General features: G+C 72.0%; 12 protein-coding genes. 6 read left to right on the forward strand and 6 right to left on the reverse strand.

Annotated features, from left to right (window positions below; genetic code table 11):
• Positions 1 to 245 precede the first annotated feature (245 nt).
• The 4 genes from OG892_RS23930 to OG892_RS23945 form a co-directional block, all read right to left on the reverse strand.
• The gene (locus tag OG892_RS23930; RefSeq protein ID WP_371630249.1) at positions 246 to 893 is read right to left on the reverse strand and encodes a GPP34 family phosphoprotein; all 648 of its coding nucleotides are present in this window, start codon (positions 891 to 893) and stop codon (positions 246 to 248) included.
• Positions 890 to 2,119: a fumarylacetoacetase gene (gene fahA, locus OG892_RS23935; protein WP_073732742.1), complete on the reverse strand. Its 1,230-nt coding sequence runs from the start codon at positions 2,117 to 2,119 to the stop codon at positions 890 to 892. Before fahA ends, OG892_RS23930 begins: the two co-directional genes overlap by 4 nt.
• 149 nt (positions 2,120 to 2,268) lie before the next feature.
• Positions 2,269 to 4,263 carry a CocE/NonD family hydrolase gene (locus OG892_RS23940; RefSeq protein WP_371630250.1) on the reverse strand — a complete coding sequence of 665 codons (1,995 nt, stop codon included), beginning with the start codon at positions 4,261 to 4,263 and terminating at the stop codon, positions 2,269 to 2,271.
• Positions 4,264 to 4,272: 9 nt separating this feature from the next.
• Positions 4,273 to 5,772, reverse strand: coding sequence for a peptide MFS transporter (locus OG892_RS23945; RefSeq protein WP_371630251.1), 1,500 nt, complete (start codon positions 5,770 to 5,772; stop codon positions 4,273 to 4,275).
• Between the two features lie 156 nt (positions 5,773 to 5,928).
• Between OG892_RS23945 and OG892_RS23950 the strand changes: the two genes are divergently transcribed.
• The 5 genes from OG892_RS23950 (at position 5,929) to OG892_RS23970 (ending at position 11,218) form a co-directional block, all read left to right on the forward strand.
• Positions 5,929 to 6,939 carry a polyprenyl synthetase family protein gene (locus OG892_RS23950; protein ID WP_371630252.1) on the forward strand — a complete coding sequence of 337 codons (1,011 nt, stop codon included), beginning with the start codon at positions 5,929 to 5,931 and terminating at the stop codon, positions 6,937 to 6,939.
• Between the two features lie 238 nt (positions 6,940 to 7,177).
• Positions 7,178 to 8,437: an outer membrane lipoprotein carrier protein LolA gene (locus tag OG892_RS23955; protein ID WP_371630253.1), complete on the forward strand. Its 1,260-nt coding sequence runs from the start codon at positions 7,178 to 7,180 to the stop codon at positions 8,435 to 8,437.
• 147 nt (positions 8,438 to 8,584) lie between these two features.
• The gene (locus tag OG892_RS23960; RefSeq protein WP_328865816.1) at positions 8,585 to 9,538 is read left to right on the forward strand and encodes an ABC transporter ATP-binding protein; all 954 of its coding nucleotides are present in this window, start codon (positions 8,585 to 8,587) and stop codon (positions 9,536 to 9,538) included.
• Complete coding sequence (locus OG892_RS23965) at positions 9,525 to 10,430, forward strand: ABC transporter permease (RefSeq protein WP_073732736.1); 906 nt, start codon at positions 9,525 to 9,527, stop codon at positions 10,428 to 10,430. Before OG892_RS23960 ends, OG892_RS23965 begins: the two co-directional genes overlap by 14 nt.
• 197 nt (positions 10,431 to 10,627) lie before the next feature.
• A complete protein-coding gene (locus OG892_RS23970; RefSeq protein WP_073732735.1) occupies positions 10,628 to 11,218 on the forward strand; it encodes a TetR/AcrR family transcriptional regulator in 591 nt (196 codons plus the stop codon).
• A gap of 24 nt (positions 11,219 to 11,242) precedes the next feature.
• On the opposite strand, the gene OG892_RS23975 is transcribed toward OG892_RS23970, so the two are convergent.
• On the reverse strand, positions 11,243 to 11,830 hold the full coding sequence (locus OG892_RS23975) for a TetR/AcrR family transcriptional regulator (protein ID WP_371630254.1): 588 nt from the start codon (positions 11,828 to 11,830) through the stop codon (positions 11,243 to 11,245).
• A gap of 147 nt (positions 11,831 to 11,977) precedes the next feature.
• Here OG892_RS23975 and OG892_RS23980 point away from each other — a divergent pair, with 147 nt between their 5' ends.
• A complete protein-coding gene (locus OG892_RS23980; RefSeq protein WP_328865813.1) occupies positions 11,978 to 13,123 on the forward strand; it encodes an NAD(P)/FAD-dependent oxidoreductase in 1,146 nt (381 codons plus the stop codon).
• 23 nt (positions 13,124 to 13,146) lie between these two features.
• On the opposite strand, the gene OG892_RS23985 is transcribed toward OG892_RS23980, so the two are convergent.
• Positions 13,147 to 13,953, reverse strand: a complete 807-nt coding sequence (locus OG892_RS23985; RefSeq protein ID WP_371630255.1) for an HAD family hydrolase — start codon at positions 13,951 to 13,953, stop codon at positions 13,147 to 13,149.
• Positions 13,954 to 13,997 lie beyond the last annotated feature (44 nt).

A 13,997-nucleotide genomic window follows, 5' to 3' on the forward strand; every position in this document is an offset into this window, starting at 1 on the left:
GCCGGGCCGTTGACCGCGCCTGCCGCCGGAGCTCCGCCCCGGACCCCGCGCCTCAAACGCCGGCGGGGCTGGGTTCGGCGGGTCTACCCCCGCCGGACCCCGCGCCTCAAGCGCCGGCGGGGCTGGGTTCGGCGGGTCTACCCCCGCCGGACCCCGCGCCTCAAGCGCCGGCGGGGCTGGGTTCGGCGGGTCTACCCCCGCCGGACCCCGCGCCTCAAGCGCCGGCGGGGCTGGGTTCAGCGGCCCTACCCCCCGCCCCCCGACTGGTTCGCCCTGTCCTGGCGGATGTTGCGGAGCACCGCGTGGGCCGGCCAGTGGTCGTGGACCAGGTGGCGCATCGCGCCGCGGCTGCCGCGCTCCGTGCCGACGGAGCGGGACAGGCCCGCCGCCGAGACGAGGGCGGCCAGGGCGCGGCTCCGGGCGTCGGGGAAGCCCGCTCGCTCGGCGGCGTCGAAGCGGGTACGGGCCAGGGCGGCCAGGTCCTTCGCCACGATCGGGTGGCGGTGGTAGGGGAGCAGGCCGAGGAAGCGGTGGGTGTCGCGGCGCAGGACGCCGCGCTCCACCAGGGCGTCCAGATACAGGCCCTCGACCCGCCGCCCGGCGTGCCGCACCCATCTCTTGGCCGACTCCCCGGAACCCCCTCCGCCCTTGCCGGGTGCCGGCAGGCTCCGCAGCACCCCGGCGAGCAGCGGGTCCGGCGGGTCCAGCGGGTTGGCCACCTGGAAGCGCCCGCCCTGCCCGGTGACCCGGCCCTGGAGTTCCAGCTCCGCCAGGACGGCCCCGGCCATCGCGTACTCCAGGAAGCGGTTGCGGCAGAAGGGCTTGCCGCGCACCGGGTCCAGGGCCAGCAGCAGGAGTTCCTCCGGCAGCGTCGGCGTGGGCTGCGGGATCATGGCGCGGACACGATCCGGCCGGTCACCTCGCCGAGACCGACCCGGGTGCCGTCCGGGCCGGGCGCCCACGCGGTCAGCGTCACGGTGTCCCCGTCCTCCAGGAACGTCCGCTTGCCCTCGGGCAGCTCCAGCGGATCGCGGCCGTTCCAGGTGAGTTCGAGCAGGGAGCCGCGCTGGGCGGGCTCGGCGCCGCTGATGGTGCCGGAGCCGTACAGATCGCCGGTGCGCAGCGAGGCGCCGTTCACCGTCATCTGGGCCAGTTGCTGGGCCGCCGTCCAGTACATGGTGGAGAACGGCGGCTCCGCGACGACGTGGCCGTTGATGGCGACGGAGAGGCGGAGGTCGTAGCCGCCGGGCTCGTCCTCCTCGGCGTCGTCGAGGTAGGGCAGCAGCGGGAAGTCGCGGGCGGGCGGGGCGGTGCGGGCGGCGTCCAGGGCCTCCAGCGGGGTCACCCAGGCGGAGACCGAGGTGGCGAAGGACTTGCCGAGGAAGGGGCCCAGCGGCACGTACTCCCAGGCCTGGATGTCGCGCGCCGACCAGTCGTTGAGCAGCGAGAGCCCGAAGACGTGCTCGCGGAAGTCGGTGAGCGCGACCGGGTGTCCCTGCTCGGAGGAGGTGCCGACGACGAAGCCGACCTCGGCCTCGATGTCCAGCTTCACCGAAGGTCCGAAGACCGGGGCCGGGTCCGCGGGGGTCTTGCGCTGGCCCGACGGTCGCGCGACATCCGTGCCGGAGACCACGACCGTGCCCGCCCTGCCGTGGTAACCGATCGGCAGGTGCTTCCAGTTGGGGGTGAGCGCGTCGCCGTCCGGGCGGAAGATCCGGCCGACGTTGGTGGCGTGGTGCTCGCTGGCGTAGAAGTCGACGTAATCCGCCACCCGGTAGGGCAGGTGGAGCGTCACGGACTCCACCGGGTGCAGCAGCGGCTCTATGTCCGGGCGGTGGGCCGGGACCGTCACCCACGCGGTCAGCGCGCGGCGCACGTCGCTCCAGGCGGTGCGGCCGGCCGCGAGCAGCGGCATCAGGTCGGGCTGGGCCAGCAGTTGCGCGTAGGGCGAGCCGAGGGCGAGCGCGGCCGCGCCGGCGTCGAGCACATGGCTGCCGATGCGGACGCCGACGCGTCGCTCTCCGGGCCGGTCGGGGGCGGAGAACACGCCGTACGGAAGGTTGTGCGGACCGAAGGGATCGCCCTCGGCCAGTTCGAGCGGGCTGCTCTGCTCGGGCATCTGTTGCTGCCTCGCTTTCCGGGTCGCTTGGGGGACACGTTACGTGGGCGGCATAACCCGGCGGCAGAGTCCCAACCACCCGTCCCATGCCCGGAAAGTCCCGCCGTATCCCCGCGCGTCCGGAAGTACGCGGGGACCGGCGGTGCGGTTCACCCGGCCGTGCGCGGAATGCGCTTCTCCCAGGTCCGGTGGAAGACGACCTCGCCGCTGTCCTTGCAGACCACCTCGCTGGAGGTGATGAAGTGGGTCGAGTCGGCGCTGATCTCGGAACGTGTCTCGATCAGCGCGTCCCAGGCCGTCTCCGGCCGGTGCAGCCGGACCGTCCAGTCGGAGCGGGTGTGCGCGGAGAGCGGGTCGTGCTCCTGGATCGTGTACGTCTCGACCGCGTCCTCGGTGAATTCGAGGCCGTCGGGGTAGATCCGGGTGCCGCCGTAGCGCGGGTCCACCTCCATCCGCCACTCGCCCTTGGCGACGTCGCGGATCACCAGCCGCTCGGGGCGCTGTTCGTCGAGGGTGGCGGGGTAGACGACTCCGAGCGGCTCCGACTGTTCGGGCTCCTCGAAGTGGATCGCGGGGTCCTCGGTGTGCCGGCGCACCGGCAGTTCGACGTAGCTGCCCTCGGCGTCCAGCGTGAAGCCCTTCGAGCCGGCCTGCGGCCAGATCCACGGCCAGTACGAGGAGGAGACCGCGAGCCTGATGCGGTGGCCGGGCGGGAAGGTGTGGCCGATGCCGTTCAGTTCGAACGTCACGTCCTCCGTGGCCCCGGCGGGCCAGTCGTCCGCGCGGTCCCGGCCGTGCCGGGCTGCGAGGTTGAGGACGCCCCGGGTGACGAGCGTGGAGGAGCCGTCGGGGGCGACGTCGCAGAGCCGGGCGATGGCCTGGCCGCGCGGTACGTCCATCCGGATGCGCAGCCGTACCCGGGGGCGGCCCAGGATCTCGATCGGCGCTTCCTCGACCGGGAATTCGAAGGACACCGATTTGGCGTCCTCGTCGCGCTGGTCGGGCGGCAGGTCGGCGTCGTTGCCGAACGGGAAGAACCGGCCCGCGTCCACCCCGGTCTGCTGCGGGGAGTCGACGGTCTGCGGGCCGCCCTTGAGGGCGTACGCGACCGGCGAGACGTTCTCCGAGGGCCAGCTGGTGTCCCCGACCCAGCGGCCGGGCAGCGTCTCGTACACGGTGGCGGGCCGGTGCGACTCGCTGATCCAGGACCTCAGCAGCGGCTCCGACATGACGCCGGTGTCCTTGTCCTTGAGGTGCTGGTCCCACCAGCGCAGCGTCTCCTGGAGGAAGCCGATGCCGGGCCCCGGCGGCAGGCCCCGGTCGGGGTACTGGTGCGACCACGGTCCGATCAGCCCGCGGACCTTCGCCGGGTCCAGGTGCTCGACGAGCCGGAGCACGGTGTCGCGGTAGGGGTCGTGCCAGCCGCCGACCGCGAGGACGTTCGCCCGGATGGCGGAGTAGTCCTCGCAGACGCTGCCGTGCTTCCAGTAGTCGTCGCGCGTCTGGTGGTCCAGCCAGGTGTGGATGAAGGGGTCAACGGCTTCGAGGCGCTCCAGCCACATGTCCTTCCACGCGTCGCCCACCTGTGCCGGGTCGGGCGGGCGGCAGACGAAGGCGAGCATCGTCGCGGCCCAGGCGTGCATGTCCACGGCGAGGACGGAGCCGCCCATGTAGTGGACGTCGTTGTCGTAGCGGTCGTCGGCCGAGCACACGGTGACGATCGCCTTGAGCGGCTCGGGGGCGAGCGCGGCGAGCTGGAGGGAGTTGAAGCCGCCCCAGGAGATGCCGAACATGCCGACGCGCCCCGAGCACCACTCCTGCCGGGCCAGCCAGTGGATGACGGCGACACCGTCGGCCAGCTCCTGCGCGTCGTACTCGTCGCCCGGAAGTCCCTCGCTGTTGCCGTGGCCGCGTACGTCGACGCGCACCGAGGCGTAGCCGTGGCCCGCGTACCAGGGGTGGCGCTGCCAGTCGCGGGGCGCGGTCCAGTCGCTCAGCCGGTAGGGCAGGTACTCCAGCAGGGCGGGCACCGGTTCGTCGGTGACCGGCCGCCAGATCCGGGCGTACAGCCGGGTGCCGTCCGGCAGCGGGATACGGATGTCCTCGTGGGTCGTCTCGTACGGGAATTCGGTGCGGATGTGCATGGGGGTACCTCAGTGGACGGGGTGCATGGTGCGCTTGAGCCAGGGGGCGGCGGCGACGACGGCCACACCGGCCACCACCGCGATAGCGCCATTGACACCGAAGTAGGCGGGGTTGGAGACCTCGCCGTACAGCTTCACGATCTGTGCCTGGATTCCGTTGGCGAGGGCCAGTGAGAGGAACCAGAGCGCCATCGTCTGGCTGGCGAACGCCTTGGGGGCGAGCTTGGTGGTCGCGGACATGCCGGAGGTCTCCAGCAGGATGTCGCCGAGCCCGAGCAGCAGGTACGAGCCGACGATCCACCAGGCGGCCATCTTGTAGCTGTCGTCGGCGTGCCCGGAGGTCGGCAGGACCATCAGCAGGAACGACAGACCGCCGAGGATCACACCCATCGCGATCTTGTTGGACGCGTGCGGCTGGCGCGGCCCCATCCTCGCCCAGACGGCCGCGACCACCGGGGCGAGCGCGACCTCGAAGGCGCCGAGCGCGGAGGCGTACCAGCTGGCCGGGAAGTGGAAGCCGAAGATCTCCGTGCGGGCGTTGGTCGACGCCAGCAGCATCATCGTCGAGTACGCCTGGAAGAGGATGAAGTTGAAGACCACGGAGGCCAGGAACAGCACCACGTACGGGCGCAGCCTGCCGCGTTCCTCCGGGGTGACCTGCGGGCTGCGGAACATCACCACGAAGTAGACGACCGGTGCGATCACCGAGATGACCGTCAGTACGTCGACGAAGCGGTCCATGGTCAGCCAGCCCACCAGGGCCAGCACGGTGGCGACCGCCGCGACCACGACGACGCCGAGGACGATCCGCCACACGATGGAGCGCTTGGCCTCCGGAGCCAGCGGGAACTCGGCGGAGTGCTTACGCCCGGCCAGGTGACGCCGGCCCAGTACGTACTGGATCAGACCGAGCGTCATACCGAACGCGGCGGCCGAGAAGCCCCAGTGCCAGCTCGCGTGGTCACCCAGCCAGCCGGTGATCAGCGGGCCGAGGAACGCCCCGATGTTGATGCCCATGTAGTAGAGGGCGAAGCCGGCGTCGCGGCGCTCGTCGTCGGTGCGGTAGAGCTTGCCGACCATGGTGGCCACGTTGGGCTTGAGCAGCCCCGTACCGGCGCTGATCAGGCCCAGCCCGACCCAGGTCATGGTCGCGGTCGGCACCGCCATGGCGTAGTGGCCGCAGGCGATGAGGATGCCGCCGTACAGGACGGCCCGGTAGGAGCCGAGGATGCGGTCGGCCAGCCAGCCGCCCGCCACGGAGACCAGGTAGACCAGGGTTCCGTACGCCGCGGAGACGGAGGCGGCGGTGCCGGGCTCCATGCCCATGCCGCCGTTGGCGACCGTGTCGGCGAAGTACAGGACGAGGATGGCCTGCATGCCGAGGAACGAGAACCGCTCCCAGACCTCCAGGCCGGACAGGGTCATCAGACCCCGTGGCTGGCCGAAGAAGGCGTGGTCGTCGCCCGGCGGTGGCTGGGTCGGATCGGTGTCGTGAGCGGTGTGGGACAAAGGGACTACTCCTGATCGTATGAGCTGATCCCGAACATACCGGCGGTGGCGGGAAGGCGCCCACGGTGATCCAAAGGGGACCGGATACGCTGACTTGAGTGATGGCAGCGACACATCGACATTCCGTGTGATCGTCAGCAGACAGGAGATCCCCTCGTGACCGTCGTCGGGCCGTTCGGACTGAGCGTGCGGGACCAGGCTCTTGAAGCCGGTGTCCAGGCCGGTTTGGCTGCTGTCGAGTCGGGGCTGCTCGATGCGACCAAGAGCGAGGTGCCCTTCATCACCGAGGCCGCGCAGCACCTGGTGCACGCGGGGGGCAAGCGCTTCCGGCCACTGCTCGCGATGCTGGCTGCCCAGTTCGGTGACGCCGACGCCCCGGGCGTGGTGCCCGCCGCCGTGGTCGTCGAGCTGACACACCTCGCGACGCTGTACCACGACGACGTGATGGACGAGGCCGACGTGCGGCGCGGGGTGGACAGCGCCAATTCCCGCTGGGGCAACTCGGTGGCGGTGCTGACCGGCGACTTTCTCTTCGCGCGCGCGTCGCACATCCTGGCCGACCTCGGCCCCGAGGCCGTACGGATCCAGGCGGAGGCGTTCGAGCGCCTGGTCACCGGCCAGATCCTGGAGACCGCGGGTCCGCGCGACGGGCGTGACCCGGTCGACCACTACCTCGAGGTGATGCGCGGCAAGACCGGCTCGCTGGTCGCCGTGGCCTGCCGCTTCGGCGCGATGATGGCCGGTGCCGACGACGCGGCGACCGACACGCTCACCCAGTACGGCGAACGGCTCGGCGTCGCCTTCCAGCTCGCCGACGACGTCCTGGACATCGCCTCCGACTCCCACGAGTCCGGCAAGACCCCCGGCACCGACCTCCTCGAAGGCATCCCGACCCTGCCCGTCCTCCGCCTGAGGGCGCAGGTCGAGGCCGACGGCAAGCCGGACGACCTGGAGCTCGTCGCGCTGCTGGACGGCGACCTGACTCAGGACGGCCGGCTGGCAGAGGCGCTGCGGCGGCTGCGTGCCCACCCGGCGCTCGAACAGGCCCGTCGCGACACCATCCGGTACGCGGAGGAGGCGCGGGCCACGCTGGCACCGCTGCCCGGCTGCTACGCCAAGTCCGCGCTGGAAGAGATGTGCGACGCCGTGGTGCACCGCGCGGGCTGAGAACCCGCCGGTGCCGGTGGCCGGATCTGCGCGCCGCCCCCTACGGGTAGGTGGAGCGGGGGCCCGTCGGTGTCATACCGAAGAGGTATGAGGAGTTGCACCCCCGGGCTGACGCTTCTGGCTCCCGGATTTGGTCAGATGGAGAACAACCACTCCTGACCAAAACGGGTGAGAATGGCGGCACGGAGTGGACGAGTGCATCCGGACGGAAGCCGCCGACCACGGAGGTAGGGCACACATGGCACCGAACGACAGCGCAGACACCAACGGCACGGCCCCGCACGGCCCCGGGCGAGCCGTCGCGGGCCGCCGGAAGGCGGTGCGCTACATCGTCCCGGTCGCGGTGGCGGGCGTCGCGGCCGCGACGATCGGGCTGGTCCCGGCGCTCGCGAGCTCGGGCGATCCGGATCTGCCGGAGATCACCGCGCAGGAACTCATCGAGAAGATCGCCGCCTCGGACACGGAGCAGCTGTCCGGCACGGTGAAGATCAGCACCGACCTCGGCATCCCGTCCCTGGGCGGACTGGCCGGTTCCTTCGTGCCGGACGGCGCGGGGGACAAGGGCGGCGCGAGCGCGGACCCGCAGTCGAAGCTGACCGAGCTGGCGTCCGGCACGCACACCCTCCGGGTGGCGGCCGACGGCCCCGACAGGCAGCGGGTGTCCATCCTGGACAACGCGTCCGAGTACAGCCTCATCCACAACGGTGACGAGGTGTGGGCGTACGACAGCAAGTCCAACGCCGTCTACCACGCCGAGGAGAAGGCCGGGGAGCACGCGAAGCGCGGGGACCAGCCGGTCCCCGACGGCATGCCGACCACCCCGAAGGCCTTCGCCGAACAGGCCCTCAAGGCGGCCGACGGCACCACGTCCGTGAAGGTCGGGGGCACCGCGCAGGTCGCGGGGCGCGACGCCTACCGGCTGGTCGTCGAGCCCGAGCAGAGCGGCTCGACGATCGGTTCGATCACCGTCGCGGTGGACGCGAAGACCGGCGTGCCGCTCAAGTTCACCCTCCAGCCCAGCAGCGGCGGCAAGGCGGCGATCGACGCGGGGTTCACCTCCGTCGACTTCGGCAAGCCGGCCGCGTCCTCGTTCTCCTTCACCCCGCCCAAGGGTGCGGAGGTCACCGAGGCGGACAGCGCCGCGAACCACGAGAAGGTGCACAAGGCCGAGGGCGGGCTCGGCCCGTTCGAGGGCCTGAACGCCAAGGGCGAGGGCGTGAAGGTGACCGGCAAGGGCTGGAGCGCGATCGCCGAGATCAAGGCCCCCGGTGGCAGCGGCACGCCCTCGAAGTCCTCGGGCGACAAGGCGTCGGGCGGCATGCCGGCCGAGGCGCAGGGGCTCCTGGACTCGATGGGCGACAAGGTCACCGGCACGTTCGGCTCCGGCACGGTCTTCAAGACCCGCCTGGTCAACGCGCTGATGACCGACGACGGCCGGGTGTACGTCGGCGCGGTCACGAAGGACGCGCTGGTGAAGGCGGCGGACAACGCCGGCTGACATTCGACGACGCGCCGCGTCGTGCACGACGCATCCGCCCCGCCGTAGCCTCCGTACGGCGGGGCGGACGCGATCCGCGACCGCTGTCCGCGACCGCTGTTCGCATCAGAAGCCACGCGGGGCGGGCATGAGCCATGGGGAGCAGACATGACAGGGGCCGCAGCCGTGCCCGTGATCGAGACCCGGGGGCTGACCAAGCGGTACCGGGGCGGCCAGCTCGCCGTCGACGGGCTCGACCTCACCGTCCCCGGCGGCAGCGTCTTCGGCTTCCTCGGCCCCAACGGCTCCGGGAAGACCACCACCATCCGGATGCTGATGGGGCTCATCGACCCGACGTCCGGCACCGCGAGCGTCCTGGGCCGCCCCATGCCCGGCGCCGCCCGCACGGTCCTCCCGCACGTCGGGGCGCTGATCGAGGGGCCCGCCCTGTACGGGTTCCTGAGCGGCCGGGACAACCTGGTGCGCTACGACCGGGCCGACCCGACCGCCGACCCGCGCACCCGGGCCGCCCGGGTCGGTGACGCGCTGGACCGGGTCGGGCTGGCCGCGGCGGGCGGCAAGAAGGCGCGGGCGTACTCGCTGGGCATGAAGCAGCGCCTCGGACTGGCCGCCGCCCTGCTCAGGCCCCGCAGGCTGCTCGTGCTGGACGAGCCGACCAACGGGCTGGACCCGCAGGGCATGCGGGAGATCCGCACCCTGGTCCGGGAGCTGGCCGCAGAGGGCACCACGGTCTTCCTCTCCTCCCACCTCCTGGACGAGATCGAGCAGGTCTGCACCCACGCGGCGGTCATGGCGCGCGGCCGGCTGCTCACCCAGGGCCCGGTCACCGAGCTCGCGGCGGGCACCCGCGGCCGGCTCGCCGTCACCACCCCCGACCCGGCCGACGCCGCCCGCGTCCTGGCGGAACACGGAGTCACGGGAATCACCCTCGACGGCGACCGGGTGCGGGCCGACGCCCCGCCGGGCTCCGTCGAACTGTCGGACCTGAACGCGGCCCTGGTGAAATCCGGCGTCCGGGTACGGTCCTTCGGCGTCGAACGGGCCTCCCTGGAGGACGCCTTCGTCGCGCTCACCGGAGAGGGATTCGATGTCGCGGGCTGAACAGGTACGGGCTGAAGAGGTACGCGAGGAGGCCCCGCCGCTCCCGCGCAACCCGCTGTGGACGCTCGGCATCCTGCGCTCCGAACTGACCACCACCCTGCGCCGCTGGCGCACCCTGGCCCTGCTCGGGGTGCTGGCCGCCGTGCCCGTACTGATCGGGATCGCGGTGCGGATCGAGACGGCGAACGGCTCACCGGCCGGTCCCGGCGAGGGCGGGGCCGGGCCCGCGTTCCTCTCCCAGGTGACCAACAACGGCCTCTTCCTGGTGTTCGCCTCCCTCGCCGCCACGCTCCCGGTCTTCCTCCCGATGGCGGTCGGCGTCATCGCGGGCGACTCCGTCGCGGGCGAGGCCAACGCGGGGACGCTGCGCTATCTGCTGGTCGCGCCGGCCGGCCGGACCCGGCTGCTGCTCGCCAAGTACGCCACCACACTGGCCTTCTGCCTGCTCGCGACCCTGGTCGTGGCGGCGTCCGCGCTGGCGGTGGGCGCGCTGCTGTTCCCCGTCGGTGACGTCACGACGATCTCCGGCACCCGGATCGGTTTCGGTGAGGGCCTGGTGCGGGCGGCGGTCATCGCGGTCGCGGTCGCGGCGTCACTGATCGGCTTCGCGGCGCTCGGACTGTTCGTCTCCACCCTCACCAACAGCGGCATCGCGGCCATGGCGGCGACGGTCGGGGTGCTGATCACGGTGCAGATCCTGGACACCATCCCGCAGTTGCACGGGATTCACCCGTACCTCTTCCCGCACTACTGGCTGTCCTTCGCGGACCTGCTGCGCGCCCCGGTCTACTGGGACGACCTGCTGAAGAACCTGGAGCTCCAGGGGCTGTACGCGGCGGTGTTCGGCTCGGCGGCCTGGGCGCGTTTCACGGCGAAGGACATCACGGCCTGACCGTGAAAGGGGGCTTCACCCGTACCGTCGGCCGGGCGAGCCGTCCCCCGATCGGCTCGTCGCGGCACGAACGGCACGAACGGTGCGAAGGGTGGGAACGAGCCGACACGCTACGTTCCGTTTCCGCTTGAGCATTGTTCGACTTCTGGCGACGGACTGTCAATAAGGATTGGCTCGAACAGCCCTATGCTCACCGAATGATCACATCGCCGAGTTCGCTGCGCCGTAGCGAGAGCTCACGCAGGGCGACGCTGGAGGCGGCCCTCGACCTCTGCACGGAGAGGGGTTACGGCCGCGTCACCGTCGAGGCCATCGCGGCGCGGGCGGGTGTCAGCAAGAAGACGATCTACCGCTGGTGGCCGTCGAAGAGCGCGGTGCTGCTGGAGGCGTTCACGGAGGCGCTGGTCCAGGCCGCCCCGTCCGCCGACACCGATGACATCGCGGCGGATCTGCGGACCCATGTGAACGGCGCGGTCGGCGTGCTCTCCGTACCGCCCTTCGGTCCCGCGTACGCCGGAATACTCTCCGAGCTCCACCACGACGACGAACTGGCCGAAACGGTCCGCACCCAACTGATCGAACCCCGCTTCGAAGAGGTGGTCGTCAGGCTGCGCGTGGCCCAGGAACGGGGCCAGATCCCGCCGGGCGCCGATCTGCGGCTGGCGGTGGAGATGCTGTACGGCCCGGTCTACTACCGCCACGTCCTGCGCAAGCCGATGCAGGACCCCGAGGCGGTGGCGCTGCTGGTCGATCACGTACTGCGGTCGCTGGGGGCGACGGCGGGCTGACGACCGCGACGGGCCCCAGGGCCTTCACGGGTGCTGCGAGCCCTGCCAGCCGTGGATCAGCAGATCGAACACCGTCTCCACCGCGGCGCGGGGATCATGCCCGGACGCGGCCAGGGCCGGTACTTCCAGGACGAACCGTGCGAGCGCCGCACACGCCAGGTCATCGGCTTCCCGGCCGAGCTCCCGTGCGATCACGGCGCCGAGGGCGCTCGCGTGCCGCATCCACATGCGTTCCCAGTACTCGCGCAGCGCGGGCGTCCCGTCCACCAGTGCGGTGAACCGGTCCCGGCGCGGGTCCGACGCCATCCGCGTCCAGGACGTCAGCGCGTGGGCGCGGAGCGCCTCGACCACGTCCTGCCCCGGGGGTCGTTCGCGGACGGCGGCGGTCAGCGCGGCCTCGACCTCCGCCTCGCGGTCGAAGACCAGCGCCTCCTTGCCCGGGAAGTGGGCGAACAGGGTCGTCGTCGACACGTCGGCCTGCTCCGCGACGTCGCGCACGCTCACCCGCTCGTATCCGTGCTCCAGGAAGAGCTCCAGGGCGGCATCGGCGATGGCCTGCCTGGTCGCGGCCTTCTTGCGCTCGCGGCGGCCGACGGCCGGGGTGTCTGGCATGGCATCCACTCTAACGCATAGCTGGAACGAGCCAGAAACTGTAATGGTTGCAGTTTCGTACTCGTTCCTGCTTTGCTGGGGTCGGCAGGGGTTGCCGCCCATCGGGGCGTGACGTCACCCGGACCCCGCCGACGGAAGGAACCCACCATGAACAGCCCGGCCCCCGTCCAGGCCCGCATCGCCGTCATCGGCGCCGGACCCGGCGGCCTCACCTGCGCCCGCATCCTCCAGCGGCACGGCATCCCCGTGACCGTCTACGACCGTGACCCGGACGAGAACTCCCGGAACCAGGGAGGCTCGCTCGACCTGCACGACGACAACGGTCAGATCGCACTCCGCGAGGCGGGCCTGCTGGAGGAGTTCTTCGCGCTCGCCAGGGTCGAGGGACAGGAGATGCGCCGGCTGGATCCGGCGGGAAGCGTCCAGGCCCACCACATGCCGGACGCGGACGAAACGGCCCGGCCCGAGATCGACCGGGGACAGCTGCGCGATCTCCTGCTGCGCTCGCTCACCGAGGGGACGGTCCAGTGGGGCCGGGCCCTCGACTCGGTGAGCGGACCGGCCGACGGAGCACGCACGCTGAGGTTCACCGACGGGACGACCGTCGAGGCCGATCTCGTGATCGGCGCGGACGGCGCCTTCTCCCGCGTCCGCCCCGCCCTCTCGCCCGCGACACCGCACTACACGGGGGTCGGCTTCCTCGAAGCGCACTTCGACGCCGTGGAGACCGCGCACCCCGAGCTGGCCGAACTGGTGGGAGGGGGCAGCGCCCACGCCGCAGACGGGGACCGCGGCCTCTTCGCGCAGCGGAACAGCGGCGGCCACCTGCGCGTCTACATCATGCGGCGGGTCCCGCTGGACTGGATCGCGGCGGCGGGGCTCCGCCCGGCGGACACCGAGGGCATCCGCGCACAGCTGCTCCGCGAGTACGCGGACTGGTCACCGCGGATCCTCCGGATGATCACAGAGAACGACGGCCCCTACGTCGACCGGCCGATCCTCGCCCTGCCGGTGCCGCACACCTGGGAGAGCGCACCCGGCGTGACGCTCCTCGGGGACGCGGCACACCTCATGCCGCCGCTGGGCGTCGGCGTCAACCTCGCCATGCTCGACGCCAGTGAACTCGCCCTGTCGCTGGCCCGCTCCGCCACCGTCGACGACGCGGTGCGCGGTTACGAGAAGACGATGCTGCCGCGCTCGGCCGACGTGGCGCGCACGCTCGAAGGCGGAGCTGAATTCCTGCTGGCCGCGGCCGGCCCCGACGAGGACGGCTCGGCCCCCGGCCGCCCCTGAACGCACGTGCGTGGGGGCGCCGTTCAGCCGAAGAGCCGCTCCAGGACGACCGCGACCCCGTCGTCCTCGTGGGACAGGGTCACCTCGTCCGCCGCGGCCCGCAGGAGCGGATGCGCGTTGGCCATCGCCACCCCGTACCCGCAACTGCGGAACATCGGGAGGTCGTTCGGCATGTCACCGAAGGCGATGGCGGTTGCCGGGTCCAGCCCCAGGTGCTCGGCGACGAGCGCGATCCCGGCGCCCTTGTCGATGCCGTACGGCTGGAGCTCGACCGTGCCCGGCCCGGACAGCGTGACGGTCGCCAGATCCCCGACGGCCGCGTGCGCCGCGGCGGCCAGGGCGTCGTCGTCCAGCTCCGGATGGCGGATCAGCACCTTGATGACCGGAGCGGCCCACAACTCGTCGCGGTGGAGCGTCCGGCGGGCCGTCAGCGGGGGGTTCGGCATGAGGAAGCCCGGCTCGATCAGGGTCTCGCCGTCGACCCCGTCCTGGTCCACCGCGGCGAAGACCTGCCCCACCTGGGCCTCTATCTTGCCGAGCGCGGTGGCCGCCGCCTCCCGGTCCAGGGCGACCGCATGGATCATGCGTCCGGCCCCGGCGTCGTACACCTGCGTTCCCTGCCCGCAGACGGCGAGCCCCCGGTACCCGAGCGCGGCGAACAACTCCCGTACGCCGGGCACCGGTCGGCCGGTGGCCACCAGGTGGCGGGCCCCGGCGGCGGTGGCGAGGCCGAGCGCGGCACGGGTGCGGGGGCTCACGGTCGCGTCGCCGCGCAACAGGGTGCCGTCCAGGTCCGTGGCGACGAGGGCATAGGCGGGTGGGATAGGCATGGGGCGAGCGTATGCGGCCGGCGCCCGCCCCCGGCGCCCGGTCT

The sequence above is a fragment of the Streptomyces sp. NBC_00341 genome (assembly GCF_041435055.1).
Taxonomy (GTDB): Bacteria; Actinomycetota; Actinomycetes; order Streptomycetales; family Streptomycetaceae; genus Streptomyces.